Source organism: Pedobacter sp. BAL39 (assembly GCF_000170795.1).
GTDB lineage: Bacteria > Bacteroidota > Bacteroidia > Sphingobacteriales > Sphingobacteriaceae > Pedobacter.
The window spans coordinates 39,680-66,322 of the sequence record NZ_ABCM01000009.1 but is presented as its reverse complement, the minus strand read 5'-3'; the positions used below and the strand labels follow the sequence as shown (position 1 = coordinate 66,322).

The following is a 26,643-nucleotide window of genomic DNA, read 5'->3' as shown; positions in this document are numbered from 1 at the left end:
ACATTAAAACTTAGTCTGCAGGTCCGTATTTTTTCCGGTAATCCACAAAAGCAGGAAGGTAATCAACCCATTGAGGATAATCAGCTCGAAACCCAGTGCGTAGTTGAACCAGGCAACAGAATGCGTATCCACGACATAACACAATACCGGGGAAAGCAGGCACAGGTAAGGTACCAGTTTGTCTGTCACGCCCCGTTTAGTAAACATTCCGAAGGCAAAAAGGCCAACAAGCGGGCCGTAAGTGTAACCGGCAGCTTTAAAGATCGCATTCACGACAGAGTCGTCATTGATGATTTTAAAAACCATGATGACCAGCACCATCAGGACAGAGAAACCGACATGTACGAGGTGCCGTTTATTGACCAGCCTGGGGTCATTTTGGTCTGTATGTTTGTCAAAATGAAGAAAGTCGACACAAAAAGAAGTTGTTAATGCCGTAAGGGCAGAATCTGTAGTCGCAAAGGTCGCTGCGGTTAGACCCAGCATAAATATGATACCCGGAATGACATTCAGGTGGTTCAGCGCGATTTCGGGATATAGGTGATCGGGGGTGGCCAGCGCGGTTACATCAATCCCGTTATTGGTGGCAAACAGGTAAAGCAGGGCACCTACGCTGAGAAAAAAGATGTTCATCACCACAAACACAGCCGTAAAAGTGAACATGTTTTTTTGCGCTTCGCCAATCGTTTTCATGCTTAGGTTTTTCTGCATCAGGTCCTGATCCAAACCTGTCATAGCTATCGTCACAAAGATGCCGCCCAGAAATTGCTTAATGAAATGCTGTTTGCTGCCAAGGAAGTCTTCCCAGAAGAAGATTTTTGAATAACTGCTGGTTTTGACAGCTTCAAATGTTCCGGCAACATCCAGTTGTAATGATTTGGCAATGAAATAAATGGATAAGACAACGGATAATAAAAGGAAAACCGTTTGCAAGGTGTCGGTGATGATGATGGTTTTCAGTCCTCCTTTATGTGTATATAGCCAGATGAGCACAAGGCAGATGACGATCGTCAGCCAGAAGGGTATATTCCAGGCGTCGAAGATGAACTTCTGCAGGACGATGGCAACAAGGTATAGCCTGAAAGCAGAGCCTATTGTTCTGGAAATCAAGAAAATTACCGCTCCTGTTTTATAACTCCAGAAGCCTAAACGGCGCTCAAGGTAAGTGTAAATGGATATGATGTTCAGCCGGTAATATAAGGGCAGTAATACTGTGGCAATGATAATGAACCCTACTGCATTACCCAGGATAAACTGGAAGTAACTGAAATCGCTTTTTCCTACTGCGCCCGGTACGGAGATGAACGTGACACCCGAAAGGGCAGTCCCAATCATACCAAATGCTACGAGATACCATTTCGAGTTTTTATTGGCAATGAAAAAAGAAGCATTATCTGAATTGTTGCGCGAGGTATAAAAAGATACGCCGACAAGAATTGCAAAGTAACCCAAAAGGAAAGACAACAGGATGATCGGACTCATAGTGGTGCTGAAGATTAAGTTTCTAATGTAAGAAAATCAATTTTTAAAAATCAAATAACGGAAGATAAAGTTAAATTTGTAAAATGAACTTTTCTTCTAAACTTCTGGAAGACGCCGTCAATGAATTCTCCAGACTTCCCGGCGTAGGGCAAAAAACAGCACTACGGCTTGTCTTGCACCTTTTGGGTAAGGAACAGGAGGAAGTTACCAATTTCGGAAACACCATCATCCGGTTGAGACAGGAGATCAAACATTGCAGTACCTGCCATAATATTTCTGATCAGGAGATCTGTGAAATCTGTGCTTCTTCAAAAAGAAACAAAGAGATTATATGTGTGGTTGAGGACACCAGAGATGTGATGGCGGTCGAAAACACATCTCAGTATTTTGGGGTATACCATGTGCTTGGTGGTCTGATTTCACCCATGGATGGTGTAGGTCCCTCGGACCTGTATATCGATTCGCTCGTGCAGCGTGTTGCTACTACGCCGGTGAAGGAAGTTATTCTTGCACTCAGTGCAACGATGGAGGGGGACACGACCTTATTTTATCTCTATAAGCGACTGAAGGATTTTCAGATTCCCATTACCACCATCGCCCGTGGTATTGCCTTTGGAGGCGAGCTGGAATATGCAGATGAAATTACCTTAGGCAGGTCGATCGTCACCAGAGTGCCTTATGAAAACTCGTTAATAAAATAACCCATAATGGATTTTAAAAATAAAGTGGTCATCATTACCGGTGCTTCTTCTGGTATCGGTAAAGCCTGTGCTGAAGAATTCGCCAAACGTGGAGCTAACCTGGTGTTGGCGGCCCGACAATATGTGGCCCTCTGCGAACTTACGGCAGAGCTGGAAAAAAAATACCAAATCCGGGCAGTAGCGGTTCAGGCTGATGTCAGCAACGAAGCTGATTGTGAGCTGATCGTGAAACAGGCAATGGTAACTTTTAATCAAATTGATATCCTCGTGAATAATGCAGGCCTTTCCATGCGTGCACTGTTTGATGAACTTGACCTGTCTGTACTTAGAAATCTAATGGACGTGAACTTCTGGGGGGCGGTTTACTGTACAAAATATGCGCTGCCCGAGATTTTGAAAACCAAAGGCAGCATCATTGGCGTATCTTCTATTGCCGGTTATCGTGGACTACCGGGACGCACAGGCTATTCGGCTTCCAAGTTTGCTATGAATGGATTTATGGAAGCTTTACGTACGGAGCTCCTGAAAACAGGCGTTCATGTGATGGTGGCCTGCCCTGGCTTTACTGCCTCCAACATCCGCGTGACAGCGCTGGCCAAAGATGGTCATGCACACGGAGAATCGAGTATGGAAGAAGGGAAAATGATGACCGCTGAAGCTGTTGCTGAAAATATCGTGAATGGAGTGGCGGCCAGGAAACGCACACTCATCATGACTGGCCAGGGAAAGCTGACCGTATGGTTGAATAAATTGCTCCCGGGCCTGGCAGATACATTGGTCTTCAATCATTTCACTAAAGAAAAGAATGCGCTGATCAAGTAAATGTACTGATCTATGTCCGTGCGATAATCTAGATCAGCCTCGTAGGTGATCAGTATGGTAATCTGTATCAGTGTGGTCATCTGCGTCAGTGCGTTAATATGTATAATTGCGTTGAAAGGTAAATGTTGTTGTTCAATGAAGATATTGATGATGCTGTTGTTTTCCATTTCTGTACTGTCTGTATCTGCACAGGTACGGGTGTCTAAGAATATTGCCTATACAGATGCGATGAATGATTCGCGCCGGCAGCTCAATATTTATCATCAGGATTTATCAAAGTCGGTAACGTCCATTGACGGGAGAGATCAGGCAGATGTACTCATCTTTATTCACGGCGGATCCTGGAGCAGCGGTAAAAAGGAAACTTATTGGTGGCTTGGCAGGAACCTGGCAAAGAAAGGTGTGGTAACGGTCATCATCAACTACGGCCTCGCCCCGGAGCAACAATATAAACAGATGGCCGCTGACTGCGCAGCAGCGGTAAAATGGGTATCTGCAAACATCGCGAAGTATGGAGGAAATCCAGATCGTATTTTTTTAATGGGGCATTCTGCAGGAGCACATCTCGCTGAGCTGATCAATGCTGATCCGCAATATTTAAAAGCGGTAGGTTTTCATGGCGACATTAAGGGGGTAGTGCTCAATGATGCCTTTGGCCTGGATATGGGGGAGTACATGAGTCATGCGGAACAGGATGATAATTACTACAACTTCTTGCGTACATTCAGCAATGACCCTGCAACCTGGATATTGGGCTCTCCATTACACTATATCGAAAATGTGAAGAATCCTCACCTCATTTTTTATGGAGATCGGACTTATCCGGCGATACAGATCCAGTCGAAGAGGATGGCCAATCTATTGAAAACTAATGATGTTCCTGTAACCCTGCGCGAGATCAAAAGGAAAAAACATGTAGGTATGATCAGTCAGATGGTTTTCAGCAGAAATCAGCTTTATGGAGAGATCATTGATTTCCTTAAAAACAATGGATAGAAATTTTTTTTAGGAAACATTTGCTGCTTTGCGAAAACAATTCCATATTTGCTTTAGAATGATACAACAAAACGGACTTAATCTTTGGTGGTGGCACAACGCAATAGCGTAGTGTAACCCCCTGTTTGAACGTTTTATCTTACATAAAAATATTTTGAGGGTTGCTTAGGGCAACCTTTTTTGTTTTATACCCATGAAGAAAATACTTAACCACCTATTCGAAAACAAAAGCTTCAGCAGGGCTGAAGCTCAGAAAATACTCACTTCAATTGCGTTGGGTGAATTCAATACCTCGCAGATTGCCGCATTTATCACGGCCTATGGTATGCGCAATATCACTGTAGCTGAATTGCAGGGCTTCAGGGATGCTATGCTCGACCTCTGCATAAAGGTAGATTTATCCAGCTATGAGCTTGTAGATCTATGCGGGACAGGTGGAGATGGTAAGGATACGTTCAACATTTCTACGCTGGCTTCTTTTGTCGTGGCCGGTGCCGGACATAAGGTGGCCAAACATGGTAATTACGGTGTTTCATCCGGTTGCGGATCGTCGAATGTCATGGAATACCTCGGGTATAGCTTTACCAATGATCAGGACTTGCTGAAACGCAGTCTGGATCATGCGGGGATCTGCTTTCTCCATGCCCCTTTGTTCAACCCGGCAATGAAAACGGTTGCTCCAATACGTAAAGAGCTGGGGGTGAAGACGTTTTTTAATATGCTTGGTCCAATGGTGAACCCTGCACAGCCGAAAAATCAGATCGTTGGTGTTTTTAGCCTGGAACTCGCGCGACTTTATGCTTACCTATATCAGGAAACAGATAAAAACTATACGATCCTGCATGCTGTGGATGGCTTTGACGAAGTATCGATGACCTGTGATTTCAAGACTTTCAGCAAAAATGGTGAAGCGCTGACGAAAATTATAGATCTTGGATTTGAGGAGATTGATGAGCAACTGATCAAGGGTGGAGATACGGTAGAGTCTTCTGCAAAAATTTTCATGAATGTGCTAAATGGAGAAGGGGAAGAAGCACAGGTAAATGTGGTGCTTTGTAATGCTGCACTGGCCATTCAAACCATTGATGCCTCAAAATCCTTCGCCGATTGTTTTTATGAGGCTGAAGAATCACTGATAAATAAAAGGGCATTGAATAGCTTCAAAAAACTGCTGACAGTCTAAAGAAGTTGACAACAACAAAGAGCTCAAAACAAAACAAGGTACCAGAATGATGGACAAAGTAAAACTAAAGATATGCGGAATGAGAGTGCCCATGAACATCTCAGAGGTGGCAGCACTGCATCCTGATTACATGGGATTCATCTTCTATCCTGCATCAAAACGGGATGTCGGCAATCTTGATCCGATGGTACTGAGGGGATTACCTTCGAAAATACAGAAAACTGGTGTTTTTGTCGATGAAACGCTGGAGCAGATATTGACAACACAAGCAAAATATAAGCTTGATGCCATCCAGCTGCATGGCCGTGAAAGTGCTGATTTTTGCGATGCACTGAAACAGTTGCTACAAAAAAATGTTGGCTTAGGAGCAGGAGCAGGAGCAGGAGCAGGAGCAGGAGCAGGAGCATTGAGGCCTGAAGTTGTCATCATCAAGGCGTTTGGTATTGATGAACAATTTGACTTCAGTACGCTGGACGTTTACGAAGGTCTGGTTGATTTTTTTCTTTTTGACACCCAGACACCGGATCATGGTGGTTCAGGGAGAAAGTTTGAATGGTCATTACTGGATAGCTACAAACTCAGCGCCCCCTACTTTTTAAGCGGTGGACTGGACCTGGACAGTGCAGCTGCCATATTGGAGATTAATGACCCAAGGCTTGCAGCAATAGATGTGAACAGTAAGTTCGAGACTGCCCCCGGACTAAAAGATGTAAATAAACTGAAGGTCTTTAAAAGCAGGCTTGATCACAATAAGTTACAGGGCTGATTCCTGTACAATAATTTAAAAAAAGAGATGATGAGTTATTTTGTGAATGAAAAAGGATATTATGGTGATTTCGGAGGGGCATATATCCCCGAAATGCTTTATCCAAATGTGGAAGAACTAAGGAACAGCTACCTGAAAATTATCGCCGATGAGAATTTTCAAAAGGAATTTCATGAGCTGCTCAAAGACTATGTAGGCAGGCCTTCGCCATTGTATCTTGCGAAAAGATTGTCCCAGAAATACAATGCAAATATCTTTCTGAAAAGAGAAGACCTGAACCATACCGGTGCGCATAAGATCAACAATACCATCGGTCAGATTCTGCTTGCAGAGCGACTGGGCAAAAAGCGGATCATTGCCGAAACCGGTGCCGGCCAGCATGGTGTAGCTACAGCCACGGTATGTGCCTTGCGCGGTTTGGAATGTGTAGTATATATGGGGGAGATCGACATCAAAAGACAGGCACCAAACGTAGCGAGAATGAAGATGCTCGGTGCTAAGGTGGTCCCAGCCACTTCAGGTAGTAAAACGCTGAAAGATGCGACGAATGAAGCCATGCGCGACTGGATTAATAACCCCGTGGATACACACTACATCATTGGTTCAGTGGTAGGACCACACCCGTACCCTGACATGGTGGCCATCTTCCAGTCCATCATTTCTGAAGAAACGAAAAAACAATTGCTGGAACAGACGGGAAGTGATCAACCGGACTATGTACTGGCCTGCGTAGGTGGTGGAAGTAATGCCATGGGGATGTTTTATCATTTTCTGGCCGATGAAAAAGTGAAGCTAGTAGCGGTGGAAGCTGCTGGAAAAGGGGTGGATAGTGGTCATTCTGCGGCGACAACAGCGCTTGGTAAAGAGGGTGTGTTGCATGGTAGCAGAAGTATCCTGATGCAGACCCCGGATGGACAGGTGGTAGAGCCTTACTCTGTTTCCGCCGGACTGGACTACCCGGGTATCGGACCCCAGCATGCTCACCTTTTTAAAAGTGGACGTGGCGAGTATGTCTCCGTAACTGATGATGAATCGCTGCAGGCAGGGCTACTGCTTACGCAGCTTGAAGGCATCATTCCGGCAATTGAAAGCGCCCATGCACTTGCCTATTTGGAGAAAATGAAATTTACAAGCCATGAAAATGTAGTGGTATGTCTTTCCGGAAGGGGTGATAAAGACATGGATACCTACATGAAATATTTTGATTTATAACAGCTACAATGAACAGAATAAATAAGTTATTCCAGGAAAAAAAGAACATATTATCCATTTATTATACTGCCGGTTATCCCGGTCTTAACGATACGCTGAAGATTGCAGAAGAACTGGAGCTTGCCGGTGCAGACTTGCTGGAAATAGGTTTCCCATATTCTGACCCTGTTGCGGACGGACCGGTGATCCAGGCAAGCAGTAAGGAGGCCCTTGATGCAGGGATGACTCTTCAGCTGCTTTTTGGTCAGTTAAAGGAACTGCGTAAGACAGTTAACATTCCGGTATTGCTGATGGGGTATGTGAACCCAATGCTGCAGTATGGGGTCGACAATTTCTGTAAATCCTGCGCTGAGGTCGGCGTGGATGGCTGCATTGTTCCAGACCTGCCAATGGTAGAGTATGAGGAGCTTTATATGGACGTTTTTAAAAAACATGGGTTGACTAATATCTTTCTGGTGACGCCACAGACTTCTGATGAACGCATCCGCAAAATTGACGGACTGACTACCGGCTTCATCTACCTGTTGTCCTCATCGGCTACGACGGGGCAGAACCTGCAGGTGTCTGACCAGACGGAGGCGTACTTTTCCAGAATCGCTGCAATGAAGCTTGACCATCCAACGATGATCGGCTTTGGCATCAGCAGCGGGGAAACATTCGATAAAGCCTGTAAGTTTGCTAACGGTGGTATCATCGGTAGCGCTTTTGTGAAAAGTCTGGATCCACAAGACCTAAAAGGAAGTGTCCACCGTTTCGTAGAAAAGATCAGGGGCTGACTCAGCACTACTCAATGTGATTTACTACCCGTCGTTATACTGTAATTTATTCAGGATGATGGCGGGTATCTCGTTGCCGGGTGGTTAGAGGTAGTCATCCAGTATTCCCTTACCCTCACGGATAACTTCAAATTCGCCGGAGGTACAATCGACAACTGTAGATGGCTCATTATCACCATAACCGCCATCAATCACCAGATCTACACGATCTTCGTATTTCTCATGTATTAACTCCGGATCGGTAGAATATTCAATTACCTCATCATCATCCTTAATGGAGGTCGACAGGATTGGGTTGCCTAGTAAACGTACAATCTCCCGTGCAATGTCGTTATCGGGTACCCTGATACCTACAGTCTTTTTGTTGGAGCTGAGTAGCTTGGGCACGTTGTTGTTCGCATTCAGGATAAAGGTAAATGGGCCTGGAAGTGCTTTTTTCAACACACGGAAAGTGGTTGTGTCTATTGGCTTGATGTAGTCGGAAATGTGCCTTAAATCGGAGCATACAAAGGAGAAGTTTGCTTTTTCAGGCTTGATGCCCCGAATCCTGCAGATGCGCTCGATCGCTTTCTGATTTGTAATGTCGCAGCCCAGACCATACACGGTATCAGTAGGATAGATGATGATTCCTCCTTTTTTTAATACCTCAACAGCCTGTTCAATTGCTTTTGGGTTCGGATTCTCAGGGTAAATTTTGATAAGCATATGTAAAATTACAAAATCTTTGATCTGAATTAGCTGAATTATTGCTCTCTTTGTGATCTTTTTTATTAATTTAATACCTATGAGAAAAGCATTTATTGCAATTGCTGCGTTTTTGGTGACTGCAACAGTCATGATCAGCCTGGCCTGGCCTCCATTTATCTGGGCATTTATATTTACAGGCCCCGTGGTGCTTCTGGGTATCTATGACCTGTATCAGCCTAAACATAGTATCGTCAGAAATTATCCTGTAGTAGGGCGCCTGCGTTATTTTATGGAGGACCTCAGGCCTAAGGTTTATCAGTACTTTGTGGAAAGTGACACCAACGGTAAACCTTTCAGTAGGTTGAACCGCTCACTCATCTATCAGCGTGCGAAACGGGAGAATGATACCATCCCTTTTGGTACTCAGCTAGACGTCTATGAAAATGGTTATGAATGGCTCAGCCACAGCATCGCTGCCATCAGTCACCATGAGCTGGATGAGAATCCACGTGTCCTGGTTGGTGGCCCGGAATGTACAAAACCATACGCTGCAAGTATTTATAATATCTCTGCCATGAGCTTCGGTTCCTTAAGTCAGAATGCAATCCTGGCACTCAATGGAGGTGCTAAGTTAGGTGGCTTTGCCCATAATACAGGTGAAGGTGGTATCAGCGATTACCACGCCAACCCCGGAGGCGACCTCATCTGGCAGATTGGTACTGGGTATTTTGGCTGCAGGCATCATGATGGTAGTTTCAACTTCGATGCTTTTGCGGAACGCGCTGCCACGGAACAGGTCAAGATGATTGAAATCAAGCTTTCTCAGGGTGCCAAGCCTGGTCACGGGGGAATCCTTCCGGCCAAAAAGGTGACGCCCGAAATTGCCCGCATCAGGCTGGTGAAGGAAGGGTTCGATGTGATCTCACCACCTGCGCATGCCGCATTCTCAACTCCCCTGGAGCTGGTAGCCTTCGTGAAAAAGTTAAGACAACTGTCTGGTGGAAAACCTGTAGGCATAAAGCTTTGCATAGGTCGCAAGAGTGAATTCTTTGCGATATGTAAGGCCATGGCGGAAACTGGCGATACGGTTGACTTTGTCACTGTTGATGGTGGTGAAGGTGGTACGGGTGCTGCACCACAAGAATTTTCGAATGCGGTGGGTATGCCTCTGCGGGAAGCAGTAGCTTTTGTGTATGATGTGCTCAGCGGCTTTAACCTGAAACAACATGTCAAGATTATTGCCTCAGGGAAAATCTCATCTGGTTTTGACCTCGTTAAAAATATTGCTCTTGGTGCAGATCTTTGTAATTCTGCACGCGGCATGATGTTCGCCCTCGGATGTATCCAGGCTTTGGAGTGTAACAGCAATACTTGTCCGACCGGTGTGGCTACGCAGGATCAAAGCCTCATGAAAGGGCTCGTCGTGGAGGATAAGAAGGTCAGGGTTTTTAACTTTCATCGTCTGACAGTAGGCAGCGCTGTTGAGCTGCTTGGTGCAGCGGGTTTGAAACATCCGCACCAGCTGACCCGAGCTTATATCAATAGACGTGTTGCGCCTAACGTGACTCAGTCTTACATGGAGAGCTTTCCCTATATTCCTGAGGGAAGCTTGCTGCATACACCTTATCCGCTGCGATTCGAGCTCGGTATGGCATTGAGTACGGCTAAAAGCTTTGTGCCTACGGATTATAAAGTTTCGTTGATTGACTATGCCCATGCGAATTCTTTTAGTGACCAGCTGGGTAGTGGTGCTTCTTCAACCCAGATATAAACGACTCCGTTCTAAAGTTCTTATACTAAAAAAACACAAGTTCCTTTTCATCCTCAAATTTTCGCTGAAGGGGCGAACATTTGCAGGTCTTCAAAGGAACTTGTGTTTTTCTGACCGAGCATTTTCTCTCCGCAAACAATAAAAAGAGTTTGAGGTTATTGTCTGTTTTTATTATAACAGGTTTGGTGTTTTTGGTGATGTTGAAAGCGCTGTTACGATATAGAATGAAACGAGGCTACATTTGTTATTTATGCAGCCTCGTTGAATAGGGTAAGTTTTTTTGCATTATCCTGCTGAAATGATTAAAACTCTGCGTTTCTAGGGAAACGCGGGAAGGCAATAACATCTCTGATGTTGGTCATGCCGGTAACAAACAGGATTAAACGCTCGAAGCCTAGTCCGAATCCGGCGTGTGGTGCCGATCCGAATCTTCTGGTATCCAGATACCACCACAGCTCGTCCTGAGGGATGTTCAGCTCCTCCATTCTTGTAGTCAGCTTGTCAAGACGCTCTTCACGCTGCGAACCGCCAATCATTTCGCCAATACCAGGGAACAGAATGTCCATCGCGGCAACGGTTTTTCTACCTTGGGAATCAGGTTCGTTCTGACGCATGTAGAATGATTTGATGTCCGCAGGGTAATCTGTCAGGATCACTGGTTTTTTAAAGTGTTTTTCTACCAGGTAACGCTCGTGTTCAGATTGCAAGTCTGCTCCCCATTCGTCAATCAGGTATTTAAACTGTTTCTTTTGATTCGGTTTTGATGATCTTAAAATAGCAATAGCCTCTGTATAAGTCAGGCGCTCAAAGTCGTTGTCCAGGCAGAAGTTAAGTTTTTCAATTAGGGAAAGCTCACTACGCTCATTTTGAGGTTTTGATTTTTCTTCTTCCAGTAACCTGTTGTTGAGGAAGTCAATCTCTTCCTTACAGTTTTCCAATGCATAGCTGATTACAAACTTCATCATGTCTTCTGCCAGTTGCATGTTGTCTTCCAGGTCGGCAAATGCTATTTCCGGCTCAATCATCCAGAATTCTGCCAGGTGCCTTGTGGTGTTTGAATTTTCAGCCCTGAAGGTAGGTCCGAAGGTGTAAATCTGGCCAAAAGCCATAGCGGCCAGCTCGCCCTCCAGTTGTCCGGATACGGTGAGGTTGGTAGCTCTGGCGAAGAAATCCTCAGAGAAGTCTACTTTTCCATCGTCAGTACGTGGCGGGTTGTCGAAGTCAAGTGTAGTAACTTTGAACATTTCACCAGCACCCTCGGCATCTGATGCCGTGATCACCGGAGTATGCATGTATACAAAACCTCTTTCGTTGTAAAATTTATGGATGGCAAAGGCCAGGGCATGACGGATCTTAAATACTGCATTGAAAGTATTCGTGCGGAAACGCAGGTGTGCAATCTCACGCAGAAATTCCAGGCTGTGTTTTTTTGGCTGCAAAGGGAATTTCTCTGGATCACTGTCGCCAAGGATCTCAATCTCCGTTGCTTTAATGTCAACACGCTGGCCTTTACCTACAGATTCAACGATCTCGCCGGTAACCGCAATGGCTGCGCCGGTAGTGATTCTTTTCAATAGTTCCTCAGGAGTTTGATTAAAATCAACAACAATCTGGATGTTACCCATGCAGGAACCATCATTTATAGCGATAAACTGGTTGTTGCGGAAAGTCCGTACCCAACCCATAACTCTAACTGCTCTGTTGAACTCTTCGGTCTCCAGCAGGCTTTTTATTTTTTCTCTTTTTATCATGATTTTATCGTGGAGCGGCTCAAAAATAGCGATTTATTGGAATAATTAATAGCTAAATATACCTTATATCGGATGTATATTCTTTTTTTTATGCGCCGGATTATGTTAAGTTTGTTATTCCAATTCATGCTATAACGGTGGTAACAGGTAAACAGCTTTCAATCTGGAAAAAATTAATAGGCGAAGTGGATAAGTTCACGCTCGAAGAACGCATATTCAATACGGTGTGTGTGTTTACGTTTATTGCCTTTTTATTGCAGGCACCCTATAATTTTGCAATTGGTTTGGCAGAACTTGGCTGGCTTTGCCTGGTGTCTTCAGCTGTGATCCTTGTGCTCTATTATTACTCGAAGATCAGAAGGAAGCCCCAGCCGGCCATTACCTGGTTTTGCATAGGCAATAATGTGGCCTTCATTTATAATTACTTCTACAATTCAGGTATCAATGGACCTAATGCACTGCTGTTTGCACTTTCGATATTTGTGATGATCACCATCATCCCGAAAAAACAATACATCATCTGGGTTCCTTTGAATATTGTAGTCGTCTTATCATTGATATTTATAGAGCTGAAATATCCGCATCTGGTCCCGATGTTGTATGTAGATGTGCCTACCAGGGCCATTGATTTTGCCATGACTTACTTTGTGACCATTGTACTGATCTTTCTCTCCATCAGTTATCTGAGAAAAAATTATGAGCATGAGCGCCTTTCTGTAGAAAAACGCAATGAAGCTATTCGGGAGCAGAATGAACAGATTTTACTGCAGAAGTCAGAGCTGGAGGCCTCAAACAGTGAAAAAGACCGCTTGTTTTCGATTGTTGCACACGATGTAAGGATGCCTTTGAGTTCCATTCAAGGTTATCTGGAAATTCTGAACGGAATCGGCCTGGAAGAAGAAGAAAAACAACTGATTGAAGGTCAGTTGCTGCAGATCACCCGTGATACTTCTGAGATGCTGATGAACCTCTTGTCGTGGTCTAAAGCTCAGCTTAACGGTATGAGCATCAAATTGAAACCCATGGATGTCAATGCTACCCTAAGGGACTGGCTCAAGGTGGAAAAGTCTATCGCCGCTAAGAAGGGCATTCGGCTGGCCATATTAACCGCAGGACAGCTTAATATTATGGCTGATCATGATATGTTGCACCTGGTGGTGCGGAATCTGGTCTCTAACGCTTTGAAATTTACACCAGAAGGAGGAGAGGTGGTCATCTCTACCAGGTACAGGGAATCCAATGGGGTGATTGTGATTTCCGATAACGGAATCGGCATCGCCAAGGATAAACAGGAGACTTTGTTTAACCTCAAGGCATCTGCGACTTATGGTACCAATAATGAAAAAGGCATAGGCCTCGGATTGCTGCTATGTAAAGAGTTTACAGAACAGCAGGGAGGTTCCATTTGGTATGAGAGCCGTTCGGGTACCGGATCTGTCTTTCAAGTGGCGTTTCGCCTAGAAGGTGTCTAAACCCTCCAAGTTCTGCTATCTTCCGTCATATTTATTGTATCTCCAGTAATTAGCATGACCTTACTATTCATCAGTTGCGATGGGTATATTGGTTTTTTTTTGGTCTTTTTTTTGTATTTATTGGTTTTTTTGTCGATTTATTTTGTTTTTATTATGAAATTATATTGTTTTTTAGTTTTAATTGCTTGTTTTTACGTGTTTTATGTGTTTTTATGTGATTTATAAGTCGTTTTATTGTTGTTTTATGTATTTTAAGTATGGTTTTTTGAATTATCTATCGTTATTTATTGCTTTATGTTGAATTTTATCAAAAATAAATTGTGTTTTTTGGTTTTTAACTCTATATTTGTATTGCTCGTTTAATTTATATTTGGTTAAAGCAGCCTCCGATTGGATGATCGGAGGCTGCTTTTTTTATGTCTTTTAATAACTGTCGGGCAATAATGGAATGACGAGTTTTATCTGGGATGGATTGAAAATAAAAAGGGCCAATTGTTTGAACAATTGGCCCTTTTCTTTAAGAAAATTGATACTACGCCAGTACCTCAGTAACCAGGTTAGCCGCATCTTTCAATGCAATGGCAGAATATACCTTTAATCCTGAATCATCGATCAGTTGTTTTGCTTCAGCAGCGTTGGTACCCTGAAGACGACAAATGATTGGAACAGGGATATTACCGATCTCTTTGTAGGCATCAATTACACCTTGCGCAACGCGGTCACAACGAACAATACCACCGAAGATATTGATGAGGATTGCTTTTACGTTAGGATCTTTAAGGATGATGTTGAAGCCAGCTTTTACAGTTTGTGCATTTGCTGTACCCCCAACGTCCAGGAAGTTAGCCGGCTCACCACCTGCAATTTTGATGATGTCCATGGTGGCCATTGCAAGACCTGCACCGTTTACCATGCAACCAACGTTTCCGTCTAGTTTAACATAGTTAAGGTTGGATTCACTTGCTTCTACATCTGTAGGATCTTCTTCCAGTTTGTCGCGCATCGCTGCGTAGTCCGGATGACGGTAAAGTGCATTTTCATCTAAATCCACCTTAGCATCAACAGCGATGATTTTGTCATCAGAAGTTTTCAATACAGGGTTGATTTCGAACATCGAAGAATCTGTACTGTCGTAAGCCTTGTAAAGTGCGGTAACAAATTTTACCATCTCTTTGAAAGCTGCGCCGCTCAGTCCAAGGTTAAAGGCTACTTTACGTGCCTGGAAGCCTTGAAGGCCTACCTTAGGATCGATCTCTTCTTTAAATATCAAATGAGGTGTTTTCTCTGCAACTTCCTCAATGTCCATTCCACCTTCGGTAGAATACATGATGATGTTACGGCCGTTTGCACGGTTTAAAAGTACACTCACATAGAACTCTTTCGTTTCGGATGCACCAGGATAGTAAACGTCCTGTGCTACCAATACTTTGTTAACCTTTTTTCCTTCTGGTCCTGTCTGTGGCGTCACCAATTGCATACCTAAAATAGCGGTTGCTCTTTCCTTGACTTCATCCAGGTTCTTCGCCAGCTTTACGCCGCCGCCTTTACCTCTACCTCCTGCGTGGATCTGTGCTTTGATCACAACCCAATCAGAATTGAAGTCAGTTTTCATTTTTTTTGCTGCTTCTACAGCCTGGTCAACAGTTTCGGCAACAATGCCTTCTTGCACAGCTACACCGAAACTTTTCAGAATTTCTTTACCTTGGTATTCGTGGATATTCATTTGCTGAAATATTTTGTCCAAATCTACAATTTCAGATTGGTTTTAAAAACAGTAAGTTTGCATTTATGCTGAAAGCAACAGGTATTAAGAAGGCTTATGGGAGTTTACCCATCCTTAAGGGAGTCGATTTTGAAGTCCAGAAAGGGGAGGTCGTGAGTATTATAGGTGCCTCAGGTGCCGGTAAGAGCACTTTACTACATATTTTGGGTACTTTAGACAAGCCCGATGAGGGCATCGTGGAGCTAAATGGGACGAAAGTCAGTAAACTGTCAGGAGAATTATTAAGTGTCTTTCGTAACAAAAATATTGGATTTGTGTTCCAATTCCACCATTTACTTCCCGAGTTTACAGCGTTAGAAAATATTTGTATTCCGGCATTCATTGCCAAGACAAGCAAGAGACAGGCTGAACTGCGGGCGTTGGAATTGCTCGATTTGCTCGGATTGAAAGACCGTGCGATGCATAAACCTAACGAATTGTCCGGCGGTGAACAGCAGCGGATTGCTGTCGCAAGAGCACTGATCAACAGCCCTTCCATCATCCTTGCTGATGAACCGTCGGGAAATCTGGACTCTGCAAATGCAAATGCACTCCATGAGTTTTTTATAACCCTTCGCGACAACTTTAAACAGACATTTATCATCGTCACACATAATGAAGACCTGGCTCAGATCAGCGATCGTGTGGTGACAATGAAGGATGGCCTCATCATATAATATATAGTACCCAATGAAAATACTAATTACCGGAGGCAAGTCTGCAGCCGCATTTAAGCTCATTAAGGCTTTTTCTCAGGATCAGGTCATTTTAGGCGACTACGGAGACGTACCCTCTTTTGCTTCAGCCGCGTATACCATGATCTCGTTTGGAGAACGGAACGATGACATTACCGCACATCAGCTGCTGAATGTCTGCCTGGATCGCCAGGTAGAGCTACTGATACCCATCCATTATTTTGAAGTTGCGGCTGTATCCAGGTCGATGGTGCTCTTTGAAGAATTTGGCATTCGCGTGCTTTTACCGGAGATGTCTGTTCTGCCGGAATTGCTGCAGGAAGGAACACAAACTGTAGCTGCATGGGCAGTATATCAGGAGGGACAGCTCTTGTATGCTGCTCAGGCAGGGAAGGTTCCCGTTATTGAACATTCCGAACGGCTGAATGGTGTTTTTCACCTGCTGGAAACCTCAACAGGGATCCGCCCTGTATTGTATACTATCGGCGATTAAAAATCGCATCATCCAAAAATACCATCATGGATTTTCAATCTATACTAAGTGAGAAGCGGGCATTTGTCTTTGATCTCGACAATGTGCTGTATCCCGAAAAAGACTACCTGTTGCAGGTATATTATCTTTTTGCCCAGTTCATCGAATATGGCGAGCAGATCAACGCCGCGGAAATCGTGGCCTTCATGCAGTCTGCTTATCTGGAAGAGGGAGCGGAGGGTATCTTTGAACGTACCGCTGAAAAGTTTGATATCCCCCTAAAATATAAGCTGAACTTTGACCTACTACTGCAGAATGCACGCTTGCCTTTGAAACTCCTGATATATAAAGGTGTGCTGAACCTGCTGCAGGAAATTGTCGGACAGGCAAAACAACTTTTTCTATTTGCTGATGGTCACCCACAGATGCAGTTGAATAAAATAAGACAGGTCGAATGGAATGGACTGGAAAAGAACCTGGTGGTTTATTTTGCGGAAGAGTCCGCTCCAAAACCAGATCCCAAAGGCTTGGAATTGATCATGGAAAAGCATAATTTCAGGCCCGAAGAAGTAGTGCTGATTGGCCACACTGAAAACGACCGCATTTGCGCTGGATCAGCGGGGATCGATTTTTTTAGCGTTGATAAACTATTGTAACCATTAATGCGTTAATATCATCGTAATTTATTGTAAATGAAAAGTATAAATCGTTTTGTCATGCTCTCCCTGGCGTTAAGTGTGACTGTTTCCCTGACTTCCTGTAAAAAGAATAAGTCCACTCCAGATGCGGAAAATACAACGCAGACCAGTACTACCGATCGTGTAGCGCTGACCAACGATTCACTGTTCCTATATGCTAAGGAAGTTTACTTCTGGAATGAATCATTGCCGAGCTATGATGCCTATAATCCACGGCAGTTTACCAAAGCGGGAACCGACATTTTAAATTATGAGACCAACCTGATCAATATTGCAAAAGTCAGTGGTTCTGCGGATTACCTGAGTGCCAGTAATTCCACCAAGTATTCCTATATAGAAGACATCCGTGACCGAAATCCTGCAGCTACAGGTGCCGTTCCTTTGACCCGGGCATCTGTGGATCTGGAAGGTAATGGAAATGATGTAGGTATCTACGCCATAAGTCCGGTCACTGAGGACAATATCACCTATAAGCTGTTTATACTAGCCGTGAGCCAGAACTCTCCTGCAGACCGAAATGGATTAACGCGCGGTGCTTACATCACAAAGATCAACACTACCGCTATTGGAGGTGATTTTGATAGAGAACGTACGGTAATCAATTCTACCATCTATGGAGATCCGAACACTTTGTATCTTGAAGGGGTGCGTACCGATGGAAGTAGTTTCAAAGTAACACTCAATAAAACTTCTTATAAGAGCAGTCCGATCTATAAAACGAATGTGCTTACCGTAAGTGGCAAAACTATCGGTTATGTGGCTTATGCCCGTTTTTCAAATGCGGAGAACTCTGAAGAGGAGCTAACCAATATCTTTAACGATTTTAAAGTCAAAAACGTTACTGACCTGATTGTTGACCTGCGGTACAATGGTGGTGGGTATATCAGTACAGCCGAGCACCTCGCGAATTTAATCGCCCCGGAAGGTACTACCGGGACGATGTATGTTGAGCATTACAATAACAAACTCAAAAACAGGAAATCTACTGATGCAACCATCCTTTCGCATCAGCCCTTTACAGATGCCAATGATGTCATTCAATATGAGAACGGTAAAATGTTGACTTTTGCTGATATTGACTATTCAGTAACCGGAAATACGCGGCCGTTTAAAAAGGTGGCTGGGTTAACAACGGTTCAGAATGTGGTATTTATCGTAAGTGGCGGTACTGCTTCGTCCAGCGAAATGTTGATCAATAGCCTGAAGCCAAAGATGAACGTGAAGCTGGTAGGAGAGCAGACTTATGGGAAACCAGTAGGATTTTTTCCGATACGTATAGAAAACAGATACGATGTGTTGTATGCGATGTTTGAAGTGAAAAATTCCCTTGGTGAGGGTAACTATTATAGTGGTTTTACCCCGGATGTAGATGCGGGCTACGATTATGGTGATTTTGATTTTGGAAATCCGTCAGATGAATACCTGGCGGCCGCAATTAAAGTGTTGGCACCAGGCTCAAGAGCGACAGGTGTGGTTTCAAAAAATGCATTGATGAGTATTTCAGGGATAAAATCTAAAGCTGCGTCGAGTAAAGTACTTGAGGGCGTGTCTGAGGATCGTAGTTTCAAGGGAATGATCGAAACCAGGCACAACATCAGGAACTAGTCTTATTGTTTTTTCATTTGTAACTTTTCCCGGAAAATCTGTTGGATATCCCTCTCTTTATCAATGTTGCTGGCCACCTGCAATATGGCAGATACAGCATCGTTGAAGAAGGTTTCATTGATGTTTTTATATTCGTCTGTAGCTTTGTGATAGTCTTTATGGTCCTCCACGCCAAAGTAAATAAAAGGGATATTAACGGCATTGAATGAACCCTGGTCGCTTTGGTTGGTCCAGTCTTCGTGCCCTGTGGCGGGGTCATCATGTCCGAAAAGCACTTTTATCCGGTTATTGTTGAAAATGAAGTACTTTTTGAGTCCCGGGTTTTTAAACGTGCCACAGGCATAAAGCTCGTTTTTATCATTATGACTGATCATGTCCATGTTGATGTTCAGTCTGATTTTTGTAAGTGGGACGGCAGGATCTGCAATAAAAGCTTTGGATCCGCGAAGACCCATTTCTTCTGCGTCGAACGCGGCAATGATGATGCTGTGATTGGGTTGCTGTTTTTTGAAATGAGCGGCAATTTTAAGTAGGCCAGCCACGCCTGATGCATTGTCGTCAGCTCCATTATACACCTCATTGTTGATGATGCCAATGTGATCATAATGTGCAGAAATTACAATGATTTCTTCACTTTTGCCCGGGATATAAGCCAGCATATTTTTGCCATATACTTTTTCGCCCGCGCTATTGTTGAAAGAAAACAGCTGCTCATATCCACCCAATACAGAAATGGGTTTTAAGCCAATTTCCTCGAATCTTTTGCTAAGGTAAGCCCTGCTCATCTCTGCGCCCTTAGTGCCGGTTTTTCGACCTTCGTAGGCATCAGATGAAAGTATTTCCACATCTTTCAGTAGTTTATGGTCGGTCTGTGCCGTTGTTTCATTTTTTACAGAACTGCAGCCTAACATCAGGGCGAGGGGGAGGGCCAGGTAAGATTTCATATCAGGTGGATTTTAATAGATAACGTAAATATATTGAATATATTCATCTCGTTGGTATTTATCATACGCTGTCTTTATCACATGTCTGTGTCAAAACTTCTCCAGTCTGTGCGATGCAGGCTTTGTTGGATTAATTTATGTTGGAATCAATTCATAATAGATGAAAATCAATAATCATAACTTATGGAATATAGAAGACTTGGGAAATCAGGCATACAGCTGAGTTCCCTTTCGCTGGGTAGCTGGCTGACCTTTGGTGCACAAATCAGCGACAAAACTGCAGATGAATTAATGGGTTTGGCTTATGATGCAGGAGTGAATTTTTTTGATAACGCGGAAGGTTATGCAGAGGGGAAATCGGAAGAAGTAATGGGGAAAATCCTCAAAGCAAAAAAATGGGAACGTGAGTCGTTTGTCGTGTCCAGTAAAGTGTTTTTCGGAACCGCACAGAAAGGCCCCAACCGGATTGGGTTGTCGCGTAAACATATTATTGAGGCCTGTAATGCGGCGTTAAAACGGTTGCAGGTAGATTACCTGGATCTTTACTTTTGCCATCGTCCTGATAAAAATACACCAATAGAGGAAACCGTATGGGCGATGAATACACTTTTACAGCAAGGAAAGATTCTCTATTGGGGAACCTCTGAATGGAGTGCGGTCGAAATTATGGAAGCTATCCGCGTCGCCAAACAATATCATTTGATAGGCCCGACGATGGAGCAGCCACAGTACAACCTTTTTGAGCGCAATAAGGTTGAAAATGATTACTTGTTATTGTTAAATGAATATGGACTAGGCATCACCATCTGGTCGCCGCTCGCTTCAGGAGTTTTATCTGGGAAATATACCTCCGGTAAAGCGAAGGATACCCGTCTTGATGTGAAAGGTAATGAGTGGTTGAAAGATGCACTGCTAACGGACGATAAATTGAAAAAGGCTGCAGCGCTTCAGAAAATTGCAGATGAATTGAATGTGCCATTGGCAAAGTTATCCCTTGCCTGGTGTCTGACGAATCCTCATGTAAGTACAGTGATACTGGGCGCTTCAAAACCAGAACAATTGAAGGAAAATCTGACAGCGTTGGAGGTCCTGCCTTTGCTGACAACTGAGTTGCTGCTGCGTATAGAAGATATTGTAGAAAGCAAACCAAAACTTTCGCAGTTTTAATGTTCAGCTTTCATTGATGCATGACATTAAAAAAGGCCGGTAGGATTATTATTTTGCCGGCCTCTTTATGATATTTTATTGGACAGCTTAATAATAAGTCAGCCGTACCACACCAGCCAGCTTTTTTGCTACCCGGATGACCTGCCTGGTGTAGCCGTATTCATTGTCGTACCAGGTGTAAAGGACGACAGACTTTTGGTCTCTGGAGATAATGGTTGCAGGGCCATCAATAATGGAAGCGTGACTGTTGCCGATGAGGTCGGAGCTCACCAGTTCATTGGAAATGGAATATTCAATTTGCTCAGACAGATCGCCGAAAAGAGAAGCATTCCTCAACATTTCTGACACTTCTTCTTTGGAGGTTACTGTATTTAAAGAAAGGTTTAAGATGGCCAGTGACACGTTCGGCGTAGGTACACGAACTGCATTTCCAGTTAATTTGCCTCCAAGATGCGGGATGACCTTGGCCACGGCTTTGTCAGCACCGGTTTCCGTAATCACAAGGTTAAGTGCTGCAGCCCTTCCCCTCCGGTATTTCTTATGATAATTATCCAGCAGGTTCTGGTCGTTGGTATAAGAATGCACGGTTTCAATGTGTCCTTTTTCGATGCCAAAAGCATCGTCCATCAATTTAAGTACAGGCACAATGGCATTGGTGGTGCAGGAGGCATTTGAAATGACGTCGGCATTACTGAAGTCAATGTCTATGTCATTGATGCCTGCCACAACATTGGGGATGTCGCCTTTAGCAGGGGCTGTCAGCAGTACTTTGCTAATTCCTTTTGCCTTTAGGTGTTTGCTAAGGCCCTCACGGTCGCGGAAGATGCCTGTGTTGTCGATGAGCAATGCATCATTAATATCATATGCAGTATAGTCGACTTCTTCGGGGTTTTCTGCAAGAATAAAATAGATCGTCTGACCGTTAATGATGAGTGCTTTATTTTCAAAATCCTCAGTGATGGTACCGTTAAAGGGGCCGTGGATAGAATCGGTGCGCAGGAGTTCTGCTCTTTTGATCAGTTCTTCATCACTGTAACTCCTGGTAACGATTGCCCGGAGACGGAGTTGTTCGCCTTTACCAGCTTGGAGGATGAGCTCCCTTGCTGCAATTCTGCCGATTCTTCCGAAGCCAAACAAGACCACATCTTTAGGGTTCAGACTGATTTTATCTTTGCCGATGTGGTTACCCAGTTTGGTGATGACGAAATCCTGCAGGGTAGGGAAGTTGTGGTATTCTTCCAGCCATTCAGAGGTGAGCCTGCCGATATCTACCCTTGAAGGGGCGAGGTTACATTTGGCGATGGTGGTGGCAATTTCGAGTGTTTCATAGATCCCGATGTCTTTGCCGCTGACTTCCTTGGCATACTGGTGGTGGGCGAGGATCTCGCTGCTGCCAATGTCAAATAAAGGTTTACGGAAGAGCACGAGTTCAATTGACCGGTCGAACCAAAGCTGTCCCACCACATTGATCAATTCAATGGCTTTTTTTTCTTTTTCAATCCAGCTTTGAAACTCGGATTGGTATTTCTGTAACATACTAAGGATATTTTGGTTAGAATGCCACAAAAGTAAAAAAGATTGGGTGAGTACCCAATCTTTTTAATTATAATTTGTCTCCGGAAACCCGGGGCTGGAATTGATGTTTATCCAAGGTATGATTTTAAGATTTTGCTTCTTGAGGTATGGCGCAGACGTTGCAGTGCCTTATCTTTAATCTGGCGTACACGTTCGCGTGTCAGGTTAAATTTCTCGCCGATTTCTTCCAGGGAGAGTGGGTGATTGGTGCTCAGTCCGAAGAAGAGTACAATAATTTCACGCTCACGTTCAGTCAATGTAGACAGGGAACGTTTGATCTCCTCAGATAAAGATTCGTTGATCAGGCTGCTATCCGTATTTGGTTCGTGATTTTCCAATACATCCAATAAGGTGTTTTCCTCACCTTGAACAAATGGTGCATCCATGGATACGTGACGGCCAGAGTTGCTCAGTGTGTCAGAGATCTTGTCTACCGTAGTTTCCAGGATATCTGCCAGTTCTTCCGGAGAAGGCTCACGTTCATATTCCTGCTCCAGTTTAGAAAAGGCCTTACTGATTTTGCTGAGTGAGCCTACCTGGTTCAAAGGTAAACGAACGATACGGCTTTGCTCTGCGATGGCCTGAAGAATAGACTGACGGATCCACCATACTGCGTAGGATATAAATTTGAAACCTTTAGTCTCATCAAAGCGTTTGGCTGCCTTAATCAGACCCAGGTTACCCTCGTTGATCAAATCACCCAATGTCAGTCCTTGATTCTGATATTGTTTCGCCACAGAGACGACAAAGCGCAAGTTGGTTTTAGTTAAACGTTCTAATGCTGCCTGATCTCCCTCGCGTATTTTCCTTGCTAGTATTACTTCTTCCTCTGCGGTGATTAAATCGACTTTACCAATTTCGTGAAGGTATTTATCCAGGGACTGACTTTCGCGGTTGGTAATTGATTGCGTGATTTTGAGTTGTCTCATTTATATACTTTGGTACTCTTTTATGTGTTGAACGTGCAAAAGTAAGAATTTAAAGGCAATTTATATACATAAATTCCTGAAAACGTTACACTTTACATCTGTTATTTATACAATGTCAGAGTAGCAAAAATTATTCCAAAACACTTTTGTCAGTGCTTTAAAGCACCTTTGCTGCTACGAATAAATTTGTTGTAAAACAATATATAATGCTGAATATTAATCACAATCACAAGAAGTTTAAGTAAAAAAATGATTTGTCTTATTTTTGTAGGATTTTGGGACTGACAGGTTCGTCCCGTTTTTATGACTATAATAGCGTCCGATAATTGTAGTCAGTAGGAAGTCAAAACGCTTCCGGAAAGATTGACAGGCATTTATTTTTTCAGTTTTCCGGAAACTCAGCAGTATTTACATGGCTCTCTAGGTGTTTAGTTCAGTGCTTTATGATCTGCATAATGCAGTATTAGTGGGCCGTACTTACTCCTGCTTGTGTTTCAAGTGCACCTTCAAGCCCGGTTCTAACCTTACAAATTTTAACGATCTGCTTTATAAATGGGCTAGGTCGAAGGTCTGGTCGAGCCTGACTCCTTTTTCTGTTTGCTTAACAGTACAGCATTCATGCACTGCATCATGTTCCAGGTAAAGGATGTATTCTTTTTCTGCTGCTTCTTCCAGGAAGGCCTGTTTTTCCTTCAGGGTTTGCATAGGGAACATGTCATAACCCATTACATAGGGTAGAGGGATGTGCGCGACAGAAGGGAGTAGGTCAGCCATATAAACGATGGTTTTTCCTTTGTACTGGATTTGAGGAAGCATCATTGCGTCTGTATGACCATAAGCGAACCTGATGTTGATGTCTTCGCGGAAGTGTACCCCTTCCTGATCCGGTATAAAACGAAGTTGGCCACTTTCCTGGATCGGCATGATGTTTTCTTTAAGAAAAGAAGCTTTCTCCCTTGCATTCGGATGTATGGCCCAGTCCCAATGTTTCTCATTGCTCCAGAATAGCGCATTTTTGAATGCAGGTTGTAGAAGGCCGTTCTTGCGCACGATAGAGCCGCCACAGTGATCAAAGTGCAGGTGTGTGAGAAATACGTCGGTGATGTCATCTCTCGAGAAACCTTTTGCCGCAAGAGAGGAGTCCAGTGTAGCATCACCGTGCAGGTAGTAGTGACCCATGAACTTTGCATCCTGTTTGCCTCCAATTCCATTATCGATAAGGATCAACCGGTCACCGTCTTCTATCAGTAGACAGCGCATGGCCCAGGTGCATAGGTTGTTCTCATCTGCGGGGGTTGTTTTTTGCCAGATGGTTTTAGGTACTACACCAAACATGGCACCACCATCCAACTTGAAAAATCCGGTATCGATCGTATGTAAATTCATCTTCTTGAAAATTGGGTTTGAAAAAGGTAAATGTATAAAAAAACCTGTTGAAGAGATTCAACAGGTTTTTCGAAATAGATACTTTCTGCAATACAGAAAGTATATAAATTATAAGTGGATAACCTCGCCGTAAGCATCAGCTGTAGCCTCCATAATGGCTTCGCTCATGGTCGGGTGTGGGTGAACCGCTTTCAGGATTTCATGACCAGTAGTTTCCAATTTACGGGCAACAACGATTTCAGCGATCATTTCGGTTACGTTTGCACCAATCATGTGTGCGCCCAGTAACTCACCATATTTGGCGTCATAGATCATTTTGATGAATCCGTCTTTAGCACCTGCAGCACTTGCTTTACCAGATGCCGAGAATGGAAACTTTCCGATCTTCAACTCATAGCCTGCCGCCTTGGCTGCTTTTTCAGTGTAACCTACCGAAGCGATCTCAGGAGTACAGTAAGTACATCCAGGAATGTTGTTGTAATCTAAAGGCTCAGGGTGGTGTCCTGCAATTTTCTCCACGCAGATGATGCCTTCTGCTGAAGCAACGTGAGCCAGGGACTGTCCGCCAACGATGTCACCGATTGCATAGTATCCTTTTACGGACGTATTGTAAAACTGATCTACCACTACTTTACCTTTTTCAGTTTTGATGCCTGTTTCTTCCAGACCGATATTTTCGATGTTGGCTACTACACCAGCAGCAGAAAGGACGATGTCACATTCAATAGTCTGCATTCCCGAAGCTGTTTTTACCTGCACTTTGCAGCCTGCACCGCTGGTATCTACAGATTCCACGCTCGAAGAAGTCATCACTTCGATGCCTGCTTTTTTGAAGCTGCGTAACAGTTGTTTTGAGATGTCTTCATCTTCCACAGGAACGATATTGTCCATGAATTCAACCACTGTTACTTTAGTGCCTAAAGTAGCATAGAAGTAGGCGAACTCTACACCGATGGCGCCTGATCCGACAACAACCATAGATTTAGGTTGCTCCGGCAATACCATTGCCTGTCTGTAACCAATCACTTTTTTACCATCCTGTTTGAGGTTAGGCAATTCTCTTGACCTGCCGCCAGTGGCGACAATGATGCTGGTGGCTGTATATTCTTTTTGTGAGCCATCAGCACCTTTAACTTCGACCTTACTTCCAGATTTCACTTTGGCAGTACCCATGATGACATCAATCTTGTTCTTTTTCATTAAGAACTGAACACCTTTGCTCATTCCGTCGGCAACACCGCGACTACGTTTGATGACTGCCGCAAAATCTGCTTCTGCTTCAGCAGTCTTGATGCCGTATTCAGCAGCGTGGTTGATGTATTCAAAAACCTGCGCACTTTTTAACAAAGCTTTTGTCGGGATACAACCCCAGTTCAGGCAGATGCCGCCTAAAGACTCACGTTCTATCACTGCTGTTTTTAAACCTAGCTGAGAAGCTCTGATTGCAGCTACATATCCACCAGGACCGCTGCCTATTACAATTACATCGTAGTTCATATCTTATTAAAGGAAATTAGTCTTATAGTAATTGCCAAAATTAAAAAAAATGTTCATTAATAAAGCTTCTATGATTTTCCAATTACTGTTTTCATCATTATGTTACATTGGGATGAAGGAAAGGGCTGTTTAGACTGATTTCAAATTACTGGTAAACTGTAAGTTAGATATTTCAATCTGGTGTTAAATGTTGAAAAGAAATGACGTATTTAATAATTATTTAACATTGGAAACGTTCCCGGACACAAATTAATATTTATTTTTGTGGCGATATTTTAAAATTAAATATCAAAA

The 26,643-nt window shown here is 43.6% G+C and carries 23 protein-coding genes; 14 read left to right on the top strand and 9 right to left on the bottom strand.

Features of this window, described 5'->3' with window-relative positions:
- Window positions 1-3: 3 nt before the first annotated feature.
- A complete protein-coding gene (locus PBAL39_RS13030; protein WP_008242162.1) occupies window positions 4-1,482 on the bottom strand; it encodes a sodium:solute symporter in 1,479 nt (492 codons plus the stop codon).
- Window positions 1,483-1,565: 83 nt separating this feature from the next.
- Between PBAL39_RS13030 and recR the strand changes: the two genes are divergently transcribed.
- The 7 genes from recR to trpA all read left to right on the top strand — a co-directional run bounded on the left by recR (window position 1,566) and on the right by trpA (window position 7,938).
- Window positions 1,566-2,183 carry a recombination mediator RecR gene (gene recR / locus PBAL39_RS13025; RefSeq protein ID WP_008242161.1) on the top strand — a complete coding sequence of 206 codons (618 nt, stop codon included), beginning with the start codon at window positions 1,566-1,568 and terminating at the stop codon, window positions 2,181-2,183.
- Window positions 2,184-2,189: 6 nt separating this feature from the next.
- Window positions 2,190-3,005: an SDR family oxidoreductase gene (locus tag PBAL39_RS13020; RefSeq protein WP_008242159.1), complete on the top strand. Its 816-nt coding sequence runs from the start codon at window positions 2,190-2,192 to the stop codon at window positions 3,003-3,005.
- A 135-nt stretch (window positions 3,006-3,140) separates the two neighbouring features.
- On the top strand, window positions 3,141-4,001 hold the full coding sequence (locus PBAL39_RS13015; RefSeq protein ID WP_008242155.1) for an alpha/beta hydrolase: 861 nt from the start codon (window positions 3,141-3,143) through the stop codon (window positions 3,999-4,001).
- A 193-nt stretch (window positions 4,002-4,194) separates the two neighbouring features.
- Window positions 4,195-5,184 carry an anthranilate phosphoribosyltransferase gene (gene trpD, locus PBAL39_RS13010; RefSeq protein WP_008242154.1) on the top strand — a complete coding sequence of 330 codons (990 nt, stop codon included), beginning with the start codon at window positions 4,195-4,197 and terminating at the stop codon, window positions 5,182-5,184.
- 46 nt (window positions 5,185-5,230) lie between these two features.
- Window positions 5,231-5,950, top strand: a complete 720-nt coding sequence (locus tag PBAL39_RS13005; protein ID WP_232282949.1) for a phosphoribosylanthranilate isomerase — start codon at window positions 5,231-5,233, stop codon at window positions 5,948-5,950.
- A 27-nt stretch (window positions 5,951-5,977) separates the two neighbouring features.
- A complete protein-coding gene (gene trpB, locus PBAL39_RS13000; RefSeq protein WP_039866557.1) occupies window positions 5,978-7,162 on the top strand; it encodes a tryptophan synthase subunit beta in 1,185 nt (394 codons plus the stop codon).
- Between the two features lie 8 nt (window positions 7,163-7,170).
- Window positions 7,171-7,938 carry a tryptophan synthase subunit alpha gene (gene trpA, locus PBAL39_RS12995; protein ID WP_008242151.1) on the top strand — a complete coding sequence of 256 codons (768 nt, stop codon included), beginning with the start codon at window positions 7,171-7,173 and terminating at the stop codon, window positions 7,936-7,938.
- A gap of 84 nt (window positions 7,939-8,022) precedes the next feature.
- Here trpA and PBAL39_RS12990 read toward each other — a convergent pair whose 3' ends face one another.
- Window positions 8,023-8,643, bottom strand: coding sequence for an L-threonylcarbamoyladenylate synthase (locus PBAL39_RS12990; RefSeq protein ID WP_039866556.1), 621 nt, complete (start codon window positions 8,641-8,643; stop codon window positions 8,023-8,025).
- 79 nt (window positions 8,644-8,722) lie between these two features.
- Here PBAL39_RS12990 and PBAL39_RS12985 point away from each other — a divergent pair, with 79 nt between their 5' ends.
- The gene (locus PBAL39_RS12985) at window positions 8,723-10,396 is read left to right on the top strand and encodes an FMN-binding glutamate synthase family protein (RefSeq protein WP_039866554.1); all 1,674 of its coding nucleotides are present in this window, start codon (window positions 8,723-8,725) and stop codon (window positions 10,394-10,396) included.
- 302 nt (window positions 10,397-10,698) lie between these two features.
- Here PBAL39_RS12985 and asnS read toward each other — a convergent pair whose 3' ends face one another.
- Window positions 10,699-12,147: an asparagine--tRNA ligase gene (gene asnS / locus PBAL39_RS12980; protein ID WP_008242148.1), complete on the bottom strand. Its 1,449-nt coding sequence runs from the start codon at window positions 12,145-12,147 to the stop codon at window positions 10,699-10,701.
- 185 nt (window positions 12,148-12,332) lie between these two features.
- Between asnS and PBAL39_RS12975 the strand changes: the two genes are divergently transcribed.
- Entirely contained in the window at window positions 12,333-13,619 is a 1,287-nt protein-coding gene (locus PBAL39_RS12975; protein ID WP_157274016.1) for a sensor histidine kinase KdpD, read from the top strand.
- Between the two features lie 532 nt (window positions 13,620-14,151).
- Here the strand turns inward: PBAL39_RS12975 and sucC are convergent.
- On the bottom strand, window positions 14,152-15,342 hold the full coding sequence (gene sucC / locus PBAL39_RS12970) for an ADP-forming succinate--CoA ligase subunit beta (RefSeq protein ID WP_008242143.1): 1,191 nt from the start codon (window positions 15,340-15,342) through the stop codon (window positions 14,152-14,154).
- A gap of 65 nt (window positions 15,343-15,407) precedes the next feature.
- Between sucC and PBAL39_RS12965 the strand changes: the two genes are divergently transcribed.
- From PBAL39_RS12965 to PBAL39_RS24680, 4 genes are read left to right on the top strand one after another with little or no spacing between them, the layout of a single operon-like run.
- Window positions 15,408-16,058, top strand: coding sequence for an ABC transporter ATP-binding protein (locus PBAL39_RS12965; RefSeq protein WP_008242141.1), 651 nt, complete (start codon window positions 15,408-15,410; stop codon window positions 16,056-16,058).
- A gap of 13 nt (window positions 16,059-16,071) precedes the next feature.
- Entirely contained in the window at window positions 16,072-16,569 is a 498-nt protein-coding gene (locus tag PBAL39_RS12960; protein WP_008242139.1) for a hypothetical protein, read from the top strand.
- 26 nt (window positions 16,570-16,595) lie between these two features.
- Window positions 16,596-17,204 carry an HAD family hydrolase gene (locus PBAL39_RS12955; protein WP_008242138.1) on the top strand — a complete coding sequence of 203 codons (609 nt, stop codon included), beginning with the start codon at window positions 16,596-16,598 and terminating at the stop codon, window positions 17,202-17,204.
- Between the two features lie 36 nt (window positions 17,205-17,240).
- A complete protein-coding gene (locus tag PBAL39_RS24680) occupies window positions 17,241-18,851 on the top strand; it encodes a S41 family peptidase (protein ID WP_008242136.1) in 1,611 nt (536 codons plus the stop codon).
- Window positions 18,852-18,853: 2 nt separating this feature from the next.
- Here PBAL39_RS24680 and PBAL39_RS12945 read toward each other — a convergent pair whose 3' ends face one another.
- Entirely contained in the window at window positions 18,854-19,795 is a 942-nt protein-coding gene (locus tag PBAL39_RS12945; RefSeq protein WP_008242135.1) for a M20/M25/M40 family metallo-hydrolase, read from the bottom strand.
- Window positions 19,796-19,978: 183 nt separating this feature from the next.
- Here PBAL39_RS12945 and PBAL39_RS12940 point away from each other — a divergent pair, with 183 nt between their 5' ends.
- On the top strand, window positions 19,979-20,962 hold the full coding sequence (locus PBAL39_RS12940) for an aldo/keto reductase (RefSeq protein WP_008242133.1): 984 nt from the start codon (window positions 19,979-19,981) through the stop codon (window positions 20,960-20,962).
- Between the two features lie 87 nt (window positions 20,963-21,049).
- Here the strand turns inward: PBAL39_RS12940 and PBAL39_RS12935 are convergent, their stop codons facing one another.
- From PBAL39_RS12935 to lpdA, 4 genes are all read right to left on the bottom strand, one after another.
- Window positions 21,050-22,498 carry a glyceraldehyde-3-phosphate dehydrogenase gene (locus PBAL39_RS12935; protein ID WP_008242130.1) on the bottom strand — a complete coding sequence of 483 codons (1,449 nt, stop codon included), beginning with the start codon at window positions 22,496-22,498 and terminating at the stop codon, window positions 21,050-21,052.
- Window positions 22,499-22,605: 107 nt separating this feature from the next.
- On the bottom strand, window positions 22,606-23,466 hold the full coding sequence (locus PBAL39_RS12930) for an RNA polymerase sigma factor RpoD/SigA (RefSeq protein WP_008242129.1): 861 nt from the start codon (window positions 23,464-23,466) through the stop codon (window positions 22,606-22,608).
- A 546-nt stretch (window positions 23,467-24,012) separates the two neighbouring features.
- Complete coding sequence (locus tag PBAL39_RS12925; RefSeq protein ID WP_008242127.1) at window positions 24,013-24,852, bottom strand: MBL fold metallo-hydrolase; 840 nt, start codon at window positions 24,850-24,852, stop codon at window positions 24,013-24,015.
- Between the two features lie 108 nt (window positions 24,853-24,960).
- The gene (gene lpdA, locus PBAL39_RS12920; protein WP_008242126.1) at window positions 24,961-26,349 is read right to left on the bottom strand and encodes a dihydrolipoyl dehydrogenase; all 1,389 of its coding nucleotides are present in this window, start codon (window positions 26,347-26,349) and stop codon (window positions 24,961-24,963) included.
- Window positions 26,350-26,643: the final 294 nt, after the last annotated feature.